Origin of the sequence: Chryseobacterium sp. Marseille-Q3244, from assembly GCF_940807095.1 — a bacterium.
Taxonomy (GTDB): Bacteria; Bacteroidota; Bacteroidia; order Flavobacteriales; family Weeksellaceae; genus Chryseobacterium.
This window is the reverse complement of sequence record NZ_CALNWX010000002.1, coordinates 376,469-391,732: the sequence shown is the minus strand read 5'-3', so window position 1 is coordinate 391,732 and position 15,264 is coordinate 376,469. Positions and strand designations below refer to the sequence as shown.

Here is a 15,264-nt window from a genome sequence, read left to right as displayed (position 1 = left end):
TTATAATAATGATATTATTTCAAAAATCTGCATATCTACCATCAAAAATAAACAGCGAGTCACAGATTTTTTACAATATGTTCACTCCACAAACAGCAAAAGCCACCCTCCTCATCGTTCACGGTATGCAGGAACACAGCGGAAGATATTCGGAAATAGCAGAGTATTTTGCCAATCATGGCATTGCTGTCCTTACTTATGACCATCTTGGTCACGGAAAATCTGTAAAAGATAAAAACGAGATTGGTTTCTTCCAGGTTGATAAACCGGATGAAAGATTAATTGCTGATGCAGAAATGATGGCAGATCATCTTGCAGCACAATATCCGGATGTTCCGCATTTTATTTTGGGGCATTCCATGGGATCTTTTATTACCCGCTGTCTTCTTCAAAAGGCTGGTCATAAATTTGCAGGAGCTATTATTACCGGAACCGGTGGACCTTTGCCGGGAATTGATGTATTAAGAGGATATTTATTTTTAGCCAATGCTATAGCTCCAAAACATCGTACTTTTTTAAATTCTGTTTTCACGAAAGTTAACAATAAACATTTTAAGAAAGATAAAGACTTTAGCGATACAAGCTGGCTCAGCATTAATCCTAAAAACAGAACAGCTTTTGAACAGGATGAATTGTGTGGAATTCCTTTCACTCACAATGCTTTTTATACGCTGTTTACAGTTTATAAAAGGGCAACTTCAAGAAATTGGGCTTCTTCTATTTCCCCATCATTTCCTTTTCTATTTGTAAGCGGACAGAATGATCCGATTGGTGATTTTGGTAAAGGGGTTACACTTACCATCAATAATTTAAAAAGTGATGGTTTTCAGGATGTGGAGACAAAGATATATCCGGAGATGCGCCATGAGATTTTAAATGAGGAAATACGGGAACAGGTGCTGAGTGAAATTTATGATTGGATGTTGAAACATTGTAAATAAGGTTCTTACTGTTTTTTTCTTGTTATACTTTTGTCTTGAAACAAAAGTATACAAAAGTTCAAGACTGGAATCATCCGCTAAAAATTTAAATATATTCCTAAAATTCCCAAACTCGCATGGATCATTTAATGTAGATTCGATTCAATGGACCAGCCATGCTCAGACAGTGGGAATTTTTTAACGGATTATATTGAAATTTTCTTAACGCTCCTAATTCCTAGGTTGATTAAGAAATACAACCTACTTACCAAAGTAGTGAACAAGTATTCAATCTTCTTACCTGCCACTGCTTTCAATCCATTCTGAGAAAGGTTTTCGGTAGGTCTCTCCTACTGTCACGAAGTCCTGGTTTCTCATCTGGATCCGGTTTCCATCGACAACTTTGATTTTATCAATAGCAATAATGTAAGACCTGTGAATTCGCATAAATCTGTTTTCCGGGAGTTTCTCTAGAATATCTTTCATATTTTCCAATACCATCACTTTATCATTGATCGTGTGAATTCTGATATAATCTTTTAACCCTTCAATATAAATGACCTCATCAAAAGCAATTTTGTAATACTTCCGGTCTGCCCGTACAAAAAGGTGTTCTGTTTGTGGTTCAGGAATAAAAGCCTGCTGCCATTGTATAAATTTCTGTACCCCCTGGTAAAAGCGGTTAAAAGTAATAGGTTTCAGTAAAAAATCGACTACATGAAAATCAAAAGCCTCCAAAGCATATTCAGCATACGCAGTGGTTACGATGAAATTATGGTTTTTATTGAACATCTTCATCATTTCAATACCCGTCAGCTCAGGCATCTGAATATCAATAAAGATAAGATCTATACTTTCTGAACCCAGTAATTTCATCACTTCATATACATCACTTCCTGCATATACGATGTTTAACAGATCAGTTTTTAAGGCATAATCATTCAAAAGCCTTACCGCAAAGGGTTCATCATCAAGGATAATACAATTGATCTTTTGTTTCATGAAAGTTGAATTTGTATGGATGCTTTAAATTTATTTTCAAGTCGGATGGTTTCCAGTGTATATCTACCGTGATACAGCATATCTAATCTGTTTTTAAGATTATCCAGTCCAATGCCCCCCAGTTTATCTGTTTTTTTATTTCCTATAGAGTTGATGACTTCAAAATTCAGACTCTTTTCATCGGTAATAATACTGATTTCAATTGGGTTTTGCTCAGAATAGGTTCCATGTTTCAACGCATTTTCTACCAATGGGGATAGAATGTAGGGAGCTATTCTTCGTTTTTCATCTTTAATTACTGAGTGCCATTTTACGATATTATTTTCATAATGCCTTAACTCTTCCAATTCTATATAGGCTTTTATATAATCCAGTTCTTCAGACAGGGCAATATGATCTTTCTGGGCTTCATAGGTAGTAAAACGCATGATATTGCTGAGTTTTTCAATAGCCGAAAGAGATTCCGGAGATTGAAAATGAACCATTGAATAAATATTGTTGAGGGTATTAAAAATAAAATGCGGATTGATCTGTGCTTTAAGAAATTTGATTTCTGTATTTTTCTGTTCTTCCAAAATCACTTTATTATATTCTAAAAGTCTTATCACATGGATGATCAGCCATAAAAATGAGCTAAAAATAATCGGTTTGCTGCTGTAAGCAAGATTGTCCAGAAGATAGCTTCCTAACACAGGATTTGTATAATTCACCTGTCCCAGCCACCAGTCTGTTATAATCTGTTCTACTACAAAACGGGCTAATGCAAAGAACAGAAAAGTAATGATAATTCCTGACAATAGCTTTATCCATTTAAAATCAGTGAAGATTCTTGGCATCACAACACCATAATTAAAATAAAAGGTCAAAACAAAGACTACAGCATAGGTTTTAAGGAATAAATCCAGCTCCGGCATTTCGAAAGAAAGCGGTTTACCAATCAGCATAAAGTACAGGATCAGCAACCAAAATAAGATGTGGAGCCCAATTTCTGTCTTTTTATTCAGATATAGTTTTCCCATATGGGTTATTATTTTTTTTGTAAAAATAGGTTTTTATGGAAAAGCCTCACACCGGGTTTGTCGACAAAATACGGAGGAACGTCGATAAAATTGGTTTCAGCTGGCTCAAAGCTGCAGTTTTGCTGAAAAATTAAGACAAAGATTATGAAAACTTTACTTCTTCCAGCGATCCTTCTTTTATTCCTAAATACAATGAATGCACAGGAAAAAGAAACGACTAATGAAACTTCTTTAGAAACAGTTATCATACAAAAGCAGAAAAAAATCATTGAAAGAAAGGTGGACCGCCTGATTTATAATGTTGAAAATTCTACAGCCTCAACGGGTGGTAATGCTTTGGATGCTTTAAAATCTGCTCCTATGGTAAGGGTACAAAATGAAACGATTTCCATTGTGGGTAAAGGTGAAGTGTTGATTATGATTGATGACCGTCTTCAAAAAATTCCGGCAAGTGAAGTAGCTACTTTTCTGAAAACAATTCCTTCAGATAATATTAAAAGTATTGAGGTGATTACTTCTCCACCGGCAAAATATGAAGCGGAAGGAAACAATGGTATCATCAATATCAAACTTAAAACAGCCAAAAACAATTCATGGAACGCCAGTTTAGGAACTAATTATACCCAAAGGTTTTATGCAGGAAACAGCGTACAGGGAATGTTTAATTATAATCATGGGAAACTTTCACTACAGTCTTCTGTATATATGGAACAGCAAAAACTCCGCTCCAGTTCTCAAACCAACACGTATTACCAAAATGAATTATGGTCTATGGATACACAGGGGATCAGTAAAAATAAAAATCTGGGGATCAGTTTAGGGGTAGATTACAAAATCACAGACCGATGGACAACCGGATTAAAATACCTGGGTAGTTTCACTTCGGAAACTGGCTCAAGCTCACCGCTTACTTCAAGAATAAGTTATCAAAATTCGCAGCCTACCTCATTTATTTCTTCTGATACCCAATCTTCCAACAAACCGAATATTAATAGTTTGAATTGGTTTAACACCATAAAAATGGACAGTGCAGCAACTGTACTTACCACAGATTTTGATTTTTTTGAATATAAAAAAGATGATGCAAGAGATTTCTACGGCAGCGAACTTGATGCCAAAATGCAGATGCTTCCCGGCTCCTATTTTTCAGCATTGAATTCAAATGTGAATAAAATTCGTAACTATTCAGGAAAAGCTGATCTGGAGACCAAACTTCTCTGGGCAGATCTTAATTTCGGTGGTCGTTTCTCTTTCACCCGCACTGACAATAATTTTTTAGCATACGATAAAGAAACCGGTCCGGCTCTTCTGAATACCGATCAATCCAATACATTTATTTACAAGGAATATAATGAAGCTTTATATTTTTCATTGAGCCGAAAATTCAACAGTCAGTGGGAAGCTAAACTGGGATTACGAGCAGAAGCTACTCAAACAATTGGGTTTTCTGAAAACCGCAACCAGACTGATAAAAATGATTATATCAAATTGTTTCCCACAACCTATCTTACTTATACTGCGAACAATAATCATTCTTTTTCACTGACTTACAACAGAAGGATCAGACGTCCGGATTTTGATTATCTGAATCCGTTTGTTGTGAGAACCAGTCCGTTTTATTATTCTGAAGGCAACCCTTATCTGAAACCTTCAATTATTGATAACCTTGAGCTCTCCTATATCAAAGGACAAAAATGGACTTCTTCATTGTATTTTTCCAAAGTTTCAGATTTCGGACAGGCATTATCTATATTGAATCCCGAAACCAATGTTACCAGAAATACTCCTATAAATTATGCAGATACTTATCAGATTGGCTTTTCAACCTCTTATAATTTCAGCGCTATAAAATGGTGGAACAGCTTTTCAGGATTTAATGTTAATTACCAGAACGTAAAATCCAAAGTTCCTTACACAGCTTCTATTGATGGCTATAATGCTTACCTGTACAGCAATAATGACTTTATTCTTAACAAGAAAAAAACAATTTTAGTAAGTGTTAATTATGGATTACAGCTTCCAGGCAGATATCAGATCTTTCATATTTCCACGATGAATATTTTGGATGTGACTGTAAAAGTACTATGTCTTGACAAAAAGTTCTCCATATCTCTTACCGGAACTGATCTTCTGAACAGCCAAAGACCTTTGATCTCCTATCAGTCTAATGGTATTGAAACCAATTTCAGAAATAATAATTATACAAGAGGATTCCGGCTTTCATTGAGCTATAGATTCGGGAATAATGATCTTAAATCTAAGGATAGAAATTTTGGAAATGAAGAGGAAAGAAACAGGATGAATCAATAAGTTTATTTTTTATTAGTTTTTAATTCTAATGAGATTCTCACAGGTTACACAGGTGCCTAAGTATTCTTTTACCTGCCTCTTCTGCAAAATCTGTGAGAGTTTTTTATTGCTAACATTCTAGCCGGCTTGTTTTCAAAAGGAATTCCTAAATTAGAACGCTGGAAAAACTAAAATCAAACACCATGACGATAGAAGAACTTTTTAAAGACAAAGCTACCAAAGCCAAGGAAAAAACAGAAATCATCAGCCAATGGATCATTGACACTTCATTACCTACAGATGAACTCATCGCTTTTGCCGAGAAATCAAAAGATCCGATAAAGGGAACCTGTATAGAAGCCATGGAATATGCCACCAAGCAAAATCCTGACCTGGCAGATGAAACCGTATTTGCATTTGTTACCAATACCCTTACTGAGAAAGCCCCCAAAATAAAATGGGAAAGCGCCAAAGTAATTGGTAATACAGCTCAACGATTTCCTGATAATCTGGAGCTGGCTATCAGTAATTTGATCGCAAACACAGAACATGAAGGAACTGTTGTCCGTTGGAGTGCCGCATTTGCATTAGGAGAAATTCTGAAGCTGAAAACACCTCACAACAAGACTCTTCTTCCGGCCCTTGAGAACATGAGCGAGAAAGAGGAAAAGAACAGCATCAAGAAAATTTATCTGGATGCCATAAAAAAAACGAAGAAATAATATTTAAAATTGATAAACATAAAAATCCTGGAGTTTATATCCATGATTTTGTTTTTTAGGTTTGGGCTAAAGTCCATTGAAATTTGACATTTTATTTTAAAGCGGGCTAAAGCCCGCTGCTATTGAATTTATAAAATATTAATATCATATTATCTCTCGCAGATTTTTCAGATCAAGCAGAGAAAAAAATCATACATAAACATCTGTAAAATCTGTGTAATCTGTGGGAAACAAATTATTTCAGCATTACTTCCTTACCAATTCCTATCTCTTCCAGAAAAACTTCATCATGTGAGATCACCATCAGCGTTCCATGATAATCCTTAATAGAATTGGTCAGAATTTCTACATTCTGCAAATCCAGATTATTGGTAGGTTCGTCAAGGATCATCATATCCGGAGTTTTATTGCTGATGGAAAGTCCGCACAGCAGTAACCTCAGGCGTTCTCCACCGCTTAACATCCCACATTTCTTATCCCAGGTTTCTTTACTGAATAAAAACCTTGCAAGCAATGTCTTCACCTCCGATTCTTGTAATGCGCTATCATTAAAGGTTTGTACAAAATCATAAACTGTCAGATCATTATCAATCAATGAATATTCCTGATCGATATAAATGCTGTTGAATTCAGCTCTGCTGATGTTTCCCGTTGAAGGCGAAATATTTCCCAGCAAAAGTTTTATCAAAGTGGTTTTTCCTGAGCCATTGGAACCCTTAATTGAAATTCGGTCACCACTTCGCACTTCAAAATCAAGATTTTCTTTCCAGAGCTTTTCTTCACCATAGCTAAAGTTAATATCCTCCGCTGTAATTAAAATCTTCCCTGAATGTAATCCGGAATCATTGAAATTGACCTTCATCTGATCAGAATTTCTTACAGAAGAGCGCAATTCTCTCAAATCTCCTGAAATGCCACTGATCTTTTCTGTATGTACACTTTTCAGTTTTGAAGTATTTTTCTCCGCATTGTTCCGAAGGGTATTCATCATAATTCTGGCCACCCCGGATTTTTCCTGTTTCTGTTTTCCTCTGGCATCAAGCTTTTGTTTCCGCTCGATGGTTTCACGTTCTTTTTCTTTTGCTTTTTTCAAAGCCCGTTCTTTCGCATGAATATCATTTTGTAAAGCTTCGTCTTCCACTTCTTTCTGTTCTGCGTAGAAGTCATAATTTCCGCCGTAGGTCGCAATTCCCTGATTGCTTAATTCAAAAATTGTGTCTACAAGGTTCAGTAATGTACGGTCATGGCTTACAATAACAACAGTAGCACTCACTTTTTCAATAAGGTTATACAACAGTTTTCTTCCTTCCAAATCCAGATGATTTGTAGGTTCGTCCAAAATAATAACATCAGGCTGATTGATCTGAATTCCCGCAAGAAAAACTTTAGTCTTCTGGCCGCCGCTTAGTCCTTCTAATTTTTGGTTCAAATCAAAATCCTGAAGATTCCAATACTGTAATGCGCTTTGGCAACGCTCTTCAATATCCCAGTCGTCATTCAGAATTTCAAAATAGTGTTCATCCACTTCCCCACTCGTAATTTTTTCAAGTGCTAAAAGCTTTTGATCTATATTCAGGCACTCTGCGATGGTTAAATGATTAAAATTCCCGAACATTTGGGGAACATAAAAAATGTTGCCCTGAATGTTTACAGTTCCCTCTAATGGCTGTTGTTCATTGGCTATTATTCTGAGCAGGGTAGATTTTCCCACGCCGTTGCTTCCTACCAAAGCAGATTTGGTATTTGATGGTATTGTTAAGTTGATATGATTAAAAAGGAGGTCTCCTCCCGGAAACCCAAAGGATATATTTTGCAGTAAAATCATGATTTCTTTCTTAATAAAGGTTAAACACCGGCAACTCATTGGTTACCGCTTCATTGAATCTGAAAGAAATTATATCCTACATGTCTGTATTTATGGGTTTGAAAGAACAAATATAGTATAAATACATGATTAAACACAAAAAGATTTTAATGAAAAATCAAAAATCCGTAACTTTGCCAACTACTAAAAATTTTTATGGAAAGTATTAAAGTTCACGACAAAACTTTCGTTCCTTATTTAAAGGATGCCGAAATTCAGGAAATTGTAAAAGAGACCGCATTAAGAATTTATGAAGATTACAAAGACGAAGTTCCTGTTTTCATTGGTGTTTTGAATGGAGTTATCATGTTCTTCTCAGATCTTTTAAAATATTATCCTGGGGAATGCGAAATCGCTTTCCTACAAATGAGTTCTTATGTAGGAACTGAATCTACAGGGATTGTTTACCAAAAAATGGAACTGACAAAAGACGTAAAAGACCGTCACATCATTCTTGTAGAAGATATCGTTGACACAGGAAATACGGTTGAAAGTCTTTTCAAATATTTCCAGGAAACACAACGTCCTAAATCTGTAAAACTGGCAAGTTTCTTACTGAAACCTGAAATTTACAAAAAGGATTTCAAGCTGGATTATATTGGAAAGGAAATTCCAAATAAATTTGTTCTTGGTTATGGATTGGATTATGATGAATTGGGAAGAAACCTACCTAATTTGTACCAGTTAGAAGACGGACAAATCAATCATTAAATGCCTATAGCTATCAGCTACTGGCTTTTAGCTTTAAATATTAAATCGAAATAAAGTAAAATATTAACTAAATAAAGCTAAAAGCAAGAAGCATCTGCGCATTGCCGGAAGCGAAACAACATTATGATAAACATTGTTCTGTTCGGCCCTCCAGGAAGTGGAAAAGGAACACAAGCTCAGAATCTAATCGAGAAATTCAATTTAAAGCAGGTTTCAACAGGTGATCTTTTCAGATACAATATGAAAAATGACACTGAACTTGGAAAATTGGCTAAGTCTTATATCGATAAGGGAGAATTGGTTCCGGATCAGGTAACAACAGATATGCTGATTGACGAAATCAGAAAACCTACCAACACTAATGGTTTTATCTTTGATGGATATCCAAGAACGACTGCTCAGACAGAAGCTTTGGAAAAAATCGTTAAAGAAGAATTAAATGACGAGATTGACATCTGTCTTTCATTAATCGTAGAAGATAAAATTTTGGTGGAAAGACTTCTTAAAAGAGGAGAAACCAGCGGTAGATCAGATGACAGCAATGTAGAGATCATCGAAAACAGAATTAAAGAATATTATACTAAAACAGCAGAAGTAGCCGAACTTTATAAGCAACAAGGTAAATATGTTGAAGTAAACGGTGTAGGTGAAATTAATGAAATTTCCCAAAAACTTTTCGCTGAGGTAGAGAAAATTAAATAATCGAGATTCGGGATACGGGATTCGTATTTTCGTCCCGTAGCTCGCAACTCGTAACAAATACTATATGTCTAACTTTGTAGATTACGTAAAAATCCATTGTAAAAGCGGACACGGAGGTGCTGGTTCTGCCCACCTTCGCCGTGAAAAGTATATCCCTAAAGGTGGTCCCGATGGTGGCGACGGAGGTCGTGGTGGACACGTCATTATGAGAGGAAATGCACAGGAATGGACTTTACTTCCGCTTCGATACACCCGTCACATAAAAGCTGAACGTGGTGAAAACGGAGCAAAAAACCAGCTTACCGGTGCTGACGGTTCTGATATTTATATTGATGTTCCTATCGGAACGATCGCTAAAAATGAAGAAGGAGAAATTATCGGCGAAATCCTTGAGGACAAACAGGAAATCATTTTGATGGAAGGAGGAAAAGGAGGAAAAGGAAACGAATTCTTCAAATCTTCTACCAATCAAACTCCAAGATATGCTCAACCCGGAATGGATGGGCAGGAAGGCTATATTGTCTTCGAACTTAAAATTTTGGCCGATGTAGGATTGGTTGGGTTTCCAAATGCCGGAAAATCTACACTTCTTGCTTCTGTATCTGCAGCAAAACCTAAGATTGCCAACTATGCCTTTACTACCCTGACCCCTAACCTTGGAATTGTGGATTACAGAAATTACAAATCATTTGTAATGGCTGATATCCCGGGGATCATTGAAGGGGCAGCAGAAGGAAAAGGATTAGGACACAGATTCCTGAGACATATTGAAAGAAACTCTATCCTCTTGTTTTTGATTCCTGCAGATTCTGAAGATCACTTCCAGGAGTTTAAAATTCTGGAAAATGAATTAAAGGAATACAATCCTGAGCTTTTAGATAAAGACTTCATTGTTTCCGTTTCAAAATCTGATCTTTTGGATAATGAACTGAAAAAAGAAATTGCTGCTGAATTCCCAGAGAACAAACAGCCATTATTCTTTTCAGGAGTTACCGGAGAAGGTCTTATCGAACTGAAAGATGCCATCTGGAAACAACTGCATGGATAAGAAAATAATTACAGTTTTACTTTTTGTAATTCATCAATATTACTTCTCACAAAGTAATACTTCAAAAATAGACAGCCTCGGGACGATCCCCGAGGTTGAGTCTTTTATAAGATCCTGTTCCAAAAGCAAAGATGATTTTCTTTCTAAATTTACATTGAAAACAATCAAGGATTTTGATAACACGGTCATTTCTCCAAAAATTAAGAAAAAAGCAAAAGCCTTAGGTGTTGGTAAAAGTTTTTACAAGGGAGACTTCAATCATGATGGCAGAACCGATCTCCTTTTTATAGGTGATAATAAAAGCTGTATACAAACTTCCATGGATTCAAAAAAAGAGATCTCCTGTAATACCAGTGTCAAGGTAATCTTCGACTTGGAATCGGGGTATGTACTTAAAGATGTGATGCGACGTCATCGTGATTTTACCATCCCAAAAGTCATCAAAATTAATGGAATGGATTATATTAACATCACCTATGAAGACAATAGCATGTTTTCTAATACACCCGAAAAAATGTTATCTAAAATTCTAACCTATAAATTTGATGATTTCATAGAATACAATTCCCAACCGAAAAAGCATTCTATTAAACAGATTTCTTACAAAGCAGGGCCATGCTACGGAACCTGCCCCATGTTTGAATTAGAACTCAATAAAAATAAGATTTCTACATTCACAGCATTTGCTTTTAACTTCATAGATGATAATGATCGAGCAGCAGCAGCTAATGCAATCGGAAATTTAAATAAAGGTAAAAATGAAGGGGTTTTTAAAAGTCAGATAAAGCCTTCAGACATTGCTGCTATTGAAGAGCTATTGAATTATATTGACTTTCCAAACCTCAATAGCAGTTATTCAATCTCCGCAACTGATAATCCGTCTTCTACCCTTACGATTGTTTACAATACTGGAAAAATAAAAAAAATAAAGAAGATTGAGGACTACGGGTTAGTAGGAACTTATGGGCTTAAAAAACTTTATAAAATCTTGTTCAACCTAAGATTTAATCAGGACTGGGAAAAGATACCTTAAAACTCTTTGGAACAATTATTGGAAGACTGTTTATAAAATTGTCGGCTATGAAATATGTCCTAGGCCTTTGTGCTTTTATATTTATATTTTCCTGTACTTCTCAGAAAGTAAATTCGAAATATTCTCAAATAGAATATCAGGCAACTCCCTGTTTTGGATTCTGCCCAGTATTCACAATGACCATCAATCCGGATAGAACAGCCGTTTTTGAAGCAGAGCACTTTAATTTTAATGATAAGCCTTCAAAAGACGAATTTTCCAAACCTCGCGAAGGAACTTTTAAAGGAACTATTAAAGAAGAGGATTACAATAAACTCATCAGTTTACTAGATGGTTTAGAAGTAAAAAACTTGAAGGACAAATACGGAGAAAAAAACATCACGGATTTACCTACCTCTTATTTAAAAATCAAATTTGATGATGGTACTTCAAAAAATGTAGAAGATTATGGAAAACATGGAAGTGAAAAACTCTCAGAAGTATATCATTTTTTTGAAGATCTGAGAAAGAACCAGCAATGGACTAAGGTGAAATAAAATATCTAAATTATATTCTGAAAAATAATTCCTTTTTAAAGAGGAATTATTTTTTTTAAGCCTTTCGATTCTCTACTTTTGATATAATCCTGACAATTCCAAATTAAAAACATGTTCATCTCTCCCCTTTCTGACCTACAACGATCTACCAATCAAACAGAGGTTATTAAGTTCTTAATTTTTTAACCTACCTTTGCAGAATGTAATTCTTTCAGACAGAGGGAATTTTTATTTAAATTTTAAAATAATTCATTTGAATTTTACAGACTTAAACTTAATAGAACCTATTGCTAAAGCAATCCAGGAACAGGGATATACAACTCCAACGCCCATTCAGGAAAGATCTATTCCTGAAATTTTACAAGGCAAAGACTTTTTAGGCTGTGCACAAACCGGAACAGGGAAAACAGCAGCATTTGCCATTCCTATTTTACAGAATCTATCTAAAAATAAAATACCGAACAAAAATATTAAAGCCTTAATCCTAACGCCTACCAGAGAATTGGCGATTCAGATTGAGGAAAACATTCATGCTTACGGTAAATATCTTCCTTTAAAAGAACTTGTTATTTTCGGCGGGGTGAAACAGGGGAACCAGGAAGCTGCACTCAAAAGAGGTGTTGATATTTTGGTAGCTACACCGGGAAGACTTCTTGACTTCATTGCCCAGGGTATTATTAGCTTAAAAAATCTTGAAATATTTGTTCTTGATGAAGCAGACAGAATGCTTGACATGGGATTTGTACATGATGTGAAAAGAATCATCAAACTTTTACCACAGAAAAGACAGACTTTGTTTTTCTCTGCAACGATGCCGGGAGAAATTCAGAAACTGGCTAATTCTATCCTGAACAATCCTGTAAAAGTAGAAGTTACTCCGGTTTCCTCTACTGCAGATACCATTAAACAATCCGTTTATTTTGTAGAAAAAGAAAACAAACTAAATTTATTATCTCATATTCTCCAAAATGATATTGCGGATTCCGTATTGGTATTTTCCAGAACAAAGCATGGTGCTGATAAAATCGCCAGAAAGCTTCAAAAAGACAATATCTCTGCAGAGGCTATTCATGGGAACAAATCTCAAAATGCAAGACAGAACGCCCTTAATAACTTCAAATCAGGGAAAACAAGAGTTCTGGTAGCTACTGATATTGCAGCAAGAGGAATTGATATTGATGAATTAAAATTCGTTATCAACTTTGAACTTTCCGATGTTTCTGAAACCTATGTACACAGAATCGGAAGAACAGGTAGAGCCGGAGCAGAAGGAACTTCTATTTCTTTTGTAGATGGATTAGACCTTCTTAATCTGAAAAATACAGAAAAACTAATTGGGAAGAAAATTCCTATTATTAAAGACCATCCGTTCCATACAGATGATCTTGTAGCACAGAAAAGAGATTCCAATAATAAGCCTGTTCAGCCAGGTGGGGAGAAACCAAAGAGGCCTAACAATAATTCCAGACCCAATAATAGAAATAAAAAGAAGCCTAACCCTTCAGAAACTCCTTCTACTGGATTTAAAAAGCCTAAGAATAAGAATTTTACAAGAAAGAAATAAAGATTACTGAGAGATGTTTCTGTAACTACTTTTCAGAGCAAGAAATCTTTTTTCATAATGCTGATATGAAAAGTGCGCGATCCATACTGTTATCAATGGGATCATCAGATAACTTGAAACAATGACGGCATAATCACTTATATTGTATTTTGAAACCAATTGAAGTAAAATAAACCCTATGGATTGCATTACAATGGTGTGATACATATAGATTCCATAAGAAATTTTTCCAAGATAAATCAGTTTTTTATTTTCAAAAAAACTGATTTTTTTTTGGGTAAAGAAAATAAGGAAAAAACCAAACAGAACCATACTGAAAACTCTGTACTGAAATTCAGACATACTATTAATAAATAGGTCTGTCGTAAAATAAATCAGGAGGAGTACACCGCTTATGATCTGAAGAATATTGCAATATTTATTAGTTTTAAACTTTAGCAAAGAGCACCATCCCGCAAAAGAGAAATAGAAAAACATCATTCTATATTCATCTAAGAATTCAAGACCGGGCATATGATATAACCCTATGAATAGAACGGTGAAGATCAGTAAGAATGCTTTGATATTCTTTAAAGAAATCAACAAAATAAGAGGAGCAATCAGCAGGTAAAATTGCTCTTCTATTCCTATAGACCATAGTATTTCAAGAATCCCTCCTGGTTCGAAAGTTGCAAATATGTTAGGAAAGAATGTAAAAAGGAGAATTATTCCTTCCCATAGATTGTATTCACTTTTAAATTCAAAACCTAGTTGTGGAAGAATAATATTGTAGTATAGTAATCCTATAATGGCCACGAGATAATACAGGGGAAAAATCCTGATTATCCTTCTGATATAGAAGTTCTTCAGATTTATTTTACCGGTAATTCTTTTTTCATCAAACAGCTGTCTGATAATAAGAAAACCGCTTAAAGAGAAAAACATATATACAGCTTCACGTCCTTTATCAAACAGAGGTAAACCATAAAAAGTAGGCAATCCTCTGTTATCAAAAAACTGGGGAATATGAAAAATCACAACCAATAAAGCCAGGAAAAATCTCAAGGAAGTAATATTAGGAAGTCTTTTCATATTTAATTTATCTCTTAGATAGCAAAAATCTTCTTTGCATTTTCCGTAGTAATCCTGTCTATCTCAGTAAAATCTTTACCATAAATATTCACCAACTTCCCGGCTACAAGATCAAGATACGAGCTCTCATTTCTTTTTCCTCTGTGTGGAACCGGAGCTAAATAAGGAGAATCTGTTTCCAAAACAATTTTATCTAAAGGAACTTCATTCAAAAACTGATCAATTTTCCCATTTTTAAAAGTCACTACTCCACCAATACCTAAAATGAAGTTCAGGTCAATTGCATGCTGTGCCTGCTCCAGATTTCCGGAAAAACAATGAAATATTCCTCTTAATTGGGGATGTTTCTTTCTTTCCAGCACTTCGAAGGTTTCATCAAAGCTTTCTCTGGTATGGATTACAATCGGAAGGTCTTTTTCTATCGCCCAATCAATCTGCTGTTCGAAAGCCTGTACCTGAATATCCAAAGTTGTTTTATCCCAATACAGGTCAATTCCGATCTCCCCTATTGCAGGAAAATGTCTTTGGTCAAGATAATTCTTAACGATTTCCAGCTCTTTTTCCCAGGATTCAGGTTTTACATAGCACGGATGAAGCCCCATCATTGAAAAAATCTGTCCAGGATATTCAGCTTCCAGCTGCAACATTTTCCCGTGGGATTCGGAATCAATAGCAGGGAGATAAAATTCTGTAATTCCTTTATCTAAAGCTCTTTGAATGGCTTCTTTTCTATCTGCATCAAATTCTTCTGCATATAAATGGGTATGTGTATCAATCATTTTA

The 15,264-nt window shown here is 35.3% G+C and carries 14 protein-coding genes; 9 read left to right on the top strand and 5 right to left on the bottom strand.

Annotation, left to right across the window (positions count from 1 at the left end):
• The first annotated feature begins 77 nt into the window (after nt 1-77).
• Nucleotides 78-941, top strand: coding sequence for an alpha/beta fold hydrolase (locus tag NBX25_RS04890; RefSeq protein ID WP_250252988.1), 864 nt, complete (start codon nt 78-80; stop codon nt 939-941).
• Between the two features lie 276 nt (nt 942-1,217).
• On the opposite strand, the gene NBX25_RS04885 is transcribed toward NBX25_RS04890, so the two are convergent.
• Both NBX25_RS04885 and NBX25_RS04880 read right to left on the bottom strand, forming a co-directional pair.
• Nucleotides 1,218-1,922, bottom strand: a complete 705-nt coding sequence (locus tag NBX25_RS04885; protein ID WP_250252987.1) for a LytR/AlgR family response regulator transcription factor — start codon at nt 1,920-1,922, stop codon at nt 1,218-1,220.
• Nucleotides 1,919-2,941 (bottom strand): sensor histidine kinase, encoded by a 1,023-nt coding sequence (locus NBX25_RS04880; RefSeq protein WP_250252985.1) that lies wholly within the window; start codon nt 2,939-2,941, stop codon nt 1,919-1,921. The genes NBX25_RS04885 and NBX25_RS04880 overlap by 4 nt, the downstream gene beginning before the upstream one ends.
• Before the next feature lie 144 nt (nt 2,942-3,085).
• On the opposite strand from NBX25_RS04880, the gene NBX25_RS04875 reads away from it, so the two are divergent.
• Nucleotides 3,086-5,251: a TonB-dependent receptor domain-containing protein gene (locus NBX25_RS04875; RefSeq protein WP_250252983.1), complete on the top strand. Its 2,166-nt coding sequence runs from the start codon at nt 3,086-3,088 to the stop codon at nt 5,249-5,251.
• Between the two features lie 182 nt (nt 5,252-5,433).
• Nucleotides 5,434-5,952, top strand: a complete 519-nt coding sequence (locus NBX25_RS04870; protein ID WP_250252982.1) for a HEAT repeat domain-containing protein — start codon at nt 5,434-5,436, stop codon at nt 5,950-5,952.
• Between the two features lie 235 nt (nt 5,953-6,187).
• Here NBX25_RS04870 and abc-f read toward each other — a convergent pair whose 3' ends face one another.
• On the bottom strand, nt 6,188-7,777 hold the full coding sequence (gene abc-f, locus NBX25_RS04865) for a ribosomal protection-like ABC-F family protein (protein ID WP_250252981.1): 1,590 nt from the start codon (nt 7,775-7,777) through the stop codon (nt 6,188-6,190).
• A 195-nt stretch (nt 7,778-7,972) separates the two neighbouring features.
• Here abc-f and NBX25_RS04860 point away from each other — a divergent pair, with 195 nt between their 5' ends.
• The 6 genes from NBX25_RS04860 to NBX25_RS04835 all read left to right on the top strand — a co-directional run bounded on the left by NBX25_RS04860 (nt 7,973) and on the right by NBX25_RS04835 (nt 13,410).
• Nucleotides 7,973-8,527, top strand: a complete 555-nt coding sequence (locus NBX25_RS04860; protein WP_045494079.1) for a phosphoribosyltransferase — start codon at nt 7,973-7,975, stop codon at nt 8,525-8,527.
• 123 nt (nt 8,528-8,650) lie between these two features.
• Entirely contained in the window at nt 8,651-9,229 is a 579-nt protein-coding gene (locus tag NBX25_RS04855; protein WP_123908665.1) for an adenylate kinase, read from the top strand.
• 64 nt (nt 9,230-9,293) lie between these two features.
• Nucleotides 9,294-10,277, top strand: coding sequence for a GTPase ObgE (gene obgE / locus NBX25_RS04850; protein WP_123908666.1), 984 nt, complete (start codon nt 9,294-9,296; stop codon nt 10,275-10,277).
• Nucleotides 10,270-11,310 (top strand): DUF6438 domain-containing protein, encoded by a 1,041-nt coding sequence (locus NBX25_RS04845; protein WP_250252980.1) that lies wholly within the window; start codon nt 10,270-10,272, stop codon nt 11,308-11,310. The genes obgE and NBX25_RS04845 overlap by 8 nt, the downstream gene beginning before the upstream one ends.
• 47 nt (nt 11,311-11,357) lie before the next feature.
• On the top strand, nt 11,358-11,846 hold the full coding sequence (locus NBX25_RS04840; protein WP_250252979.1) for a DUF6438 domain-containing protein: 489 nt from the start codon (nt 11,358-11,360) through the stop codon (nt 11,844-11,846).
• 253 nt (nt 11,847-12,099) lie between these two features.
• Nucleotides 12,100-13,410, top strand: a complete 1,311-nt coding sequence (locus NBX25_RS04835; RefSeq protein ID WP_123908670.1) for a DEAD/DEAH box helicase — start codon at nt 12,100-12,102, stop codon at nt 13,408-13,410.
• 3 nt (nt 13,411-13,413) lie between these two features.
• On the opposite strand, the gene NBX25_RS04830 is transcribed toward NBX25_RS04835, so the two are convergent.
• Together NBX25_RS04830 and NBX25_RS04825 are read right to left on the bottom strand one after the other, a co-directional pair.
• Entirely contained in the window at nt 13,414-14,481 is a 1,068-nt protein-coding gene (locus NBX25_RS04830; RefSeq protein ID WP_123908671.1) for an acyltransferase family protein, read from the bottom strand.
• 14 nt (nt 14,482-14,495) lie between these two features.
• A complete protein-coding gene (locus NBX25_RS04825; RefSeq protein WP_250252978.1) occupies nt 14,496-15,260 on the bottom strand; it encodes a TatD family hydrolase in 765 nt (254 codons plus the stop codon).
• Nucleotides 15,261-15,264: the final 4 nt, after the last annotated feature.

What these genes read in the sequence shown, in the direction of transcription:
- NBX25_RS04890 (WP_250252988.1), top strand. Translation starts at nt 78, where the DNA reads ATGTTCACTCCACAAACAGCAAAAGCCACCCTCCTCATCGTTCACGGT.
- NBX25_RS04885 (WP_250252987.1), bottom strand. Translation starts at nt 1,922, where the DNA reads ATGAAACAAAAGATCAATTGTATTATCCTTGATGATGAACCCTTTGCG.
- NBX25_RS04880 (WP_250252985.1), bottom strand. Translation starts at nt 2,941, where the DNA reads ATGGGAAAACTATATCTGAATAAAAAGACAGAAATTGGGCTCCACATC.
- NBX25_RS04875 (WP_250252983.1), top strand. Translation starts at nt 3,086, where the DNA reads ATGAAAACTTTACTTCTTCCAGCGATCCTTCTTTTATTCCTAAATACA.
- NBX25_RS04870 (WP_250252982.1), top strand. Translation starts at nt 5,434, where the DNA reads ATGACGATAGAAGAACTTTTTAAAGACAAAGCTACCAAAGCCAAGGAA.
- abc-f (WP_250252981.1), bottom strand. Translation starts at nt 7,777, where the DNA reads ATGATTTTACTGCAAAATATATCCTTTGGGTTTCCGGGAGGAGACCTC.
- NBX25_RS04860 (WP_045494079.1), top strand. Translation starts at nt 7,973, where the DNA reads ATGGAAAGTATTAAAGTTCACGACAAAACTTTCGTTCCTTATTTAAAG.
- NBX25_RS04855 (WP_123908665.1), top strand. Translation starts at nt 8,651, where the DNA reads ATGATAAACATTGTTCTGTTCGGCCCTCCAGGAAGTGGAAAAGGAACA.
- obgE (WP_123908666.1), top strand. Translation starts at nt 9,294, where the DNA reads ATGTCTAACTTTGTAGATTACGTAAAAATCCATTGTAAAAGCGGACAC.
- NBX25_RS04845 (WP_250252980.1), top strand. Translation starts at nt 10,270, where the DNA reads ATGGATAAGAAAATAATTACAGTTTTACTTTTTGTAATTCATCAATAT.
- NBX25_RS04840 (WP_250252979.1), top strand. Translation starts at nt 11,358, where the DNA reads ATGAAATATGTCCTAGGCCTTTGTGCTTTTATATTTATATTTTCCTGT.
- NBX25_RS04830 (WP_123908671.1), bottom strand. Translation starts at nt 14,481, where the DNA reads ATGAAAAGACTTCCTAATATTACTTCCTTGAGATTTTTCCTGGCTTTA.
- NBX25_RS04825 (WP_250252978.1), bottom strand. Translation starts at nt 15,260, where the DNA reads ATGATTGATACACATACCCATTTATATGCAGAAGAATTTGATGCAGAT.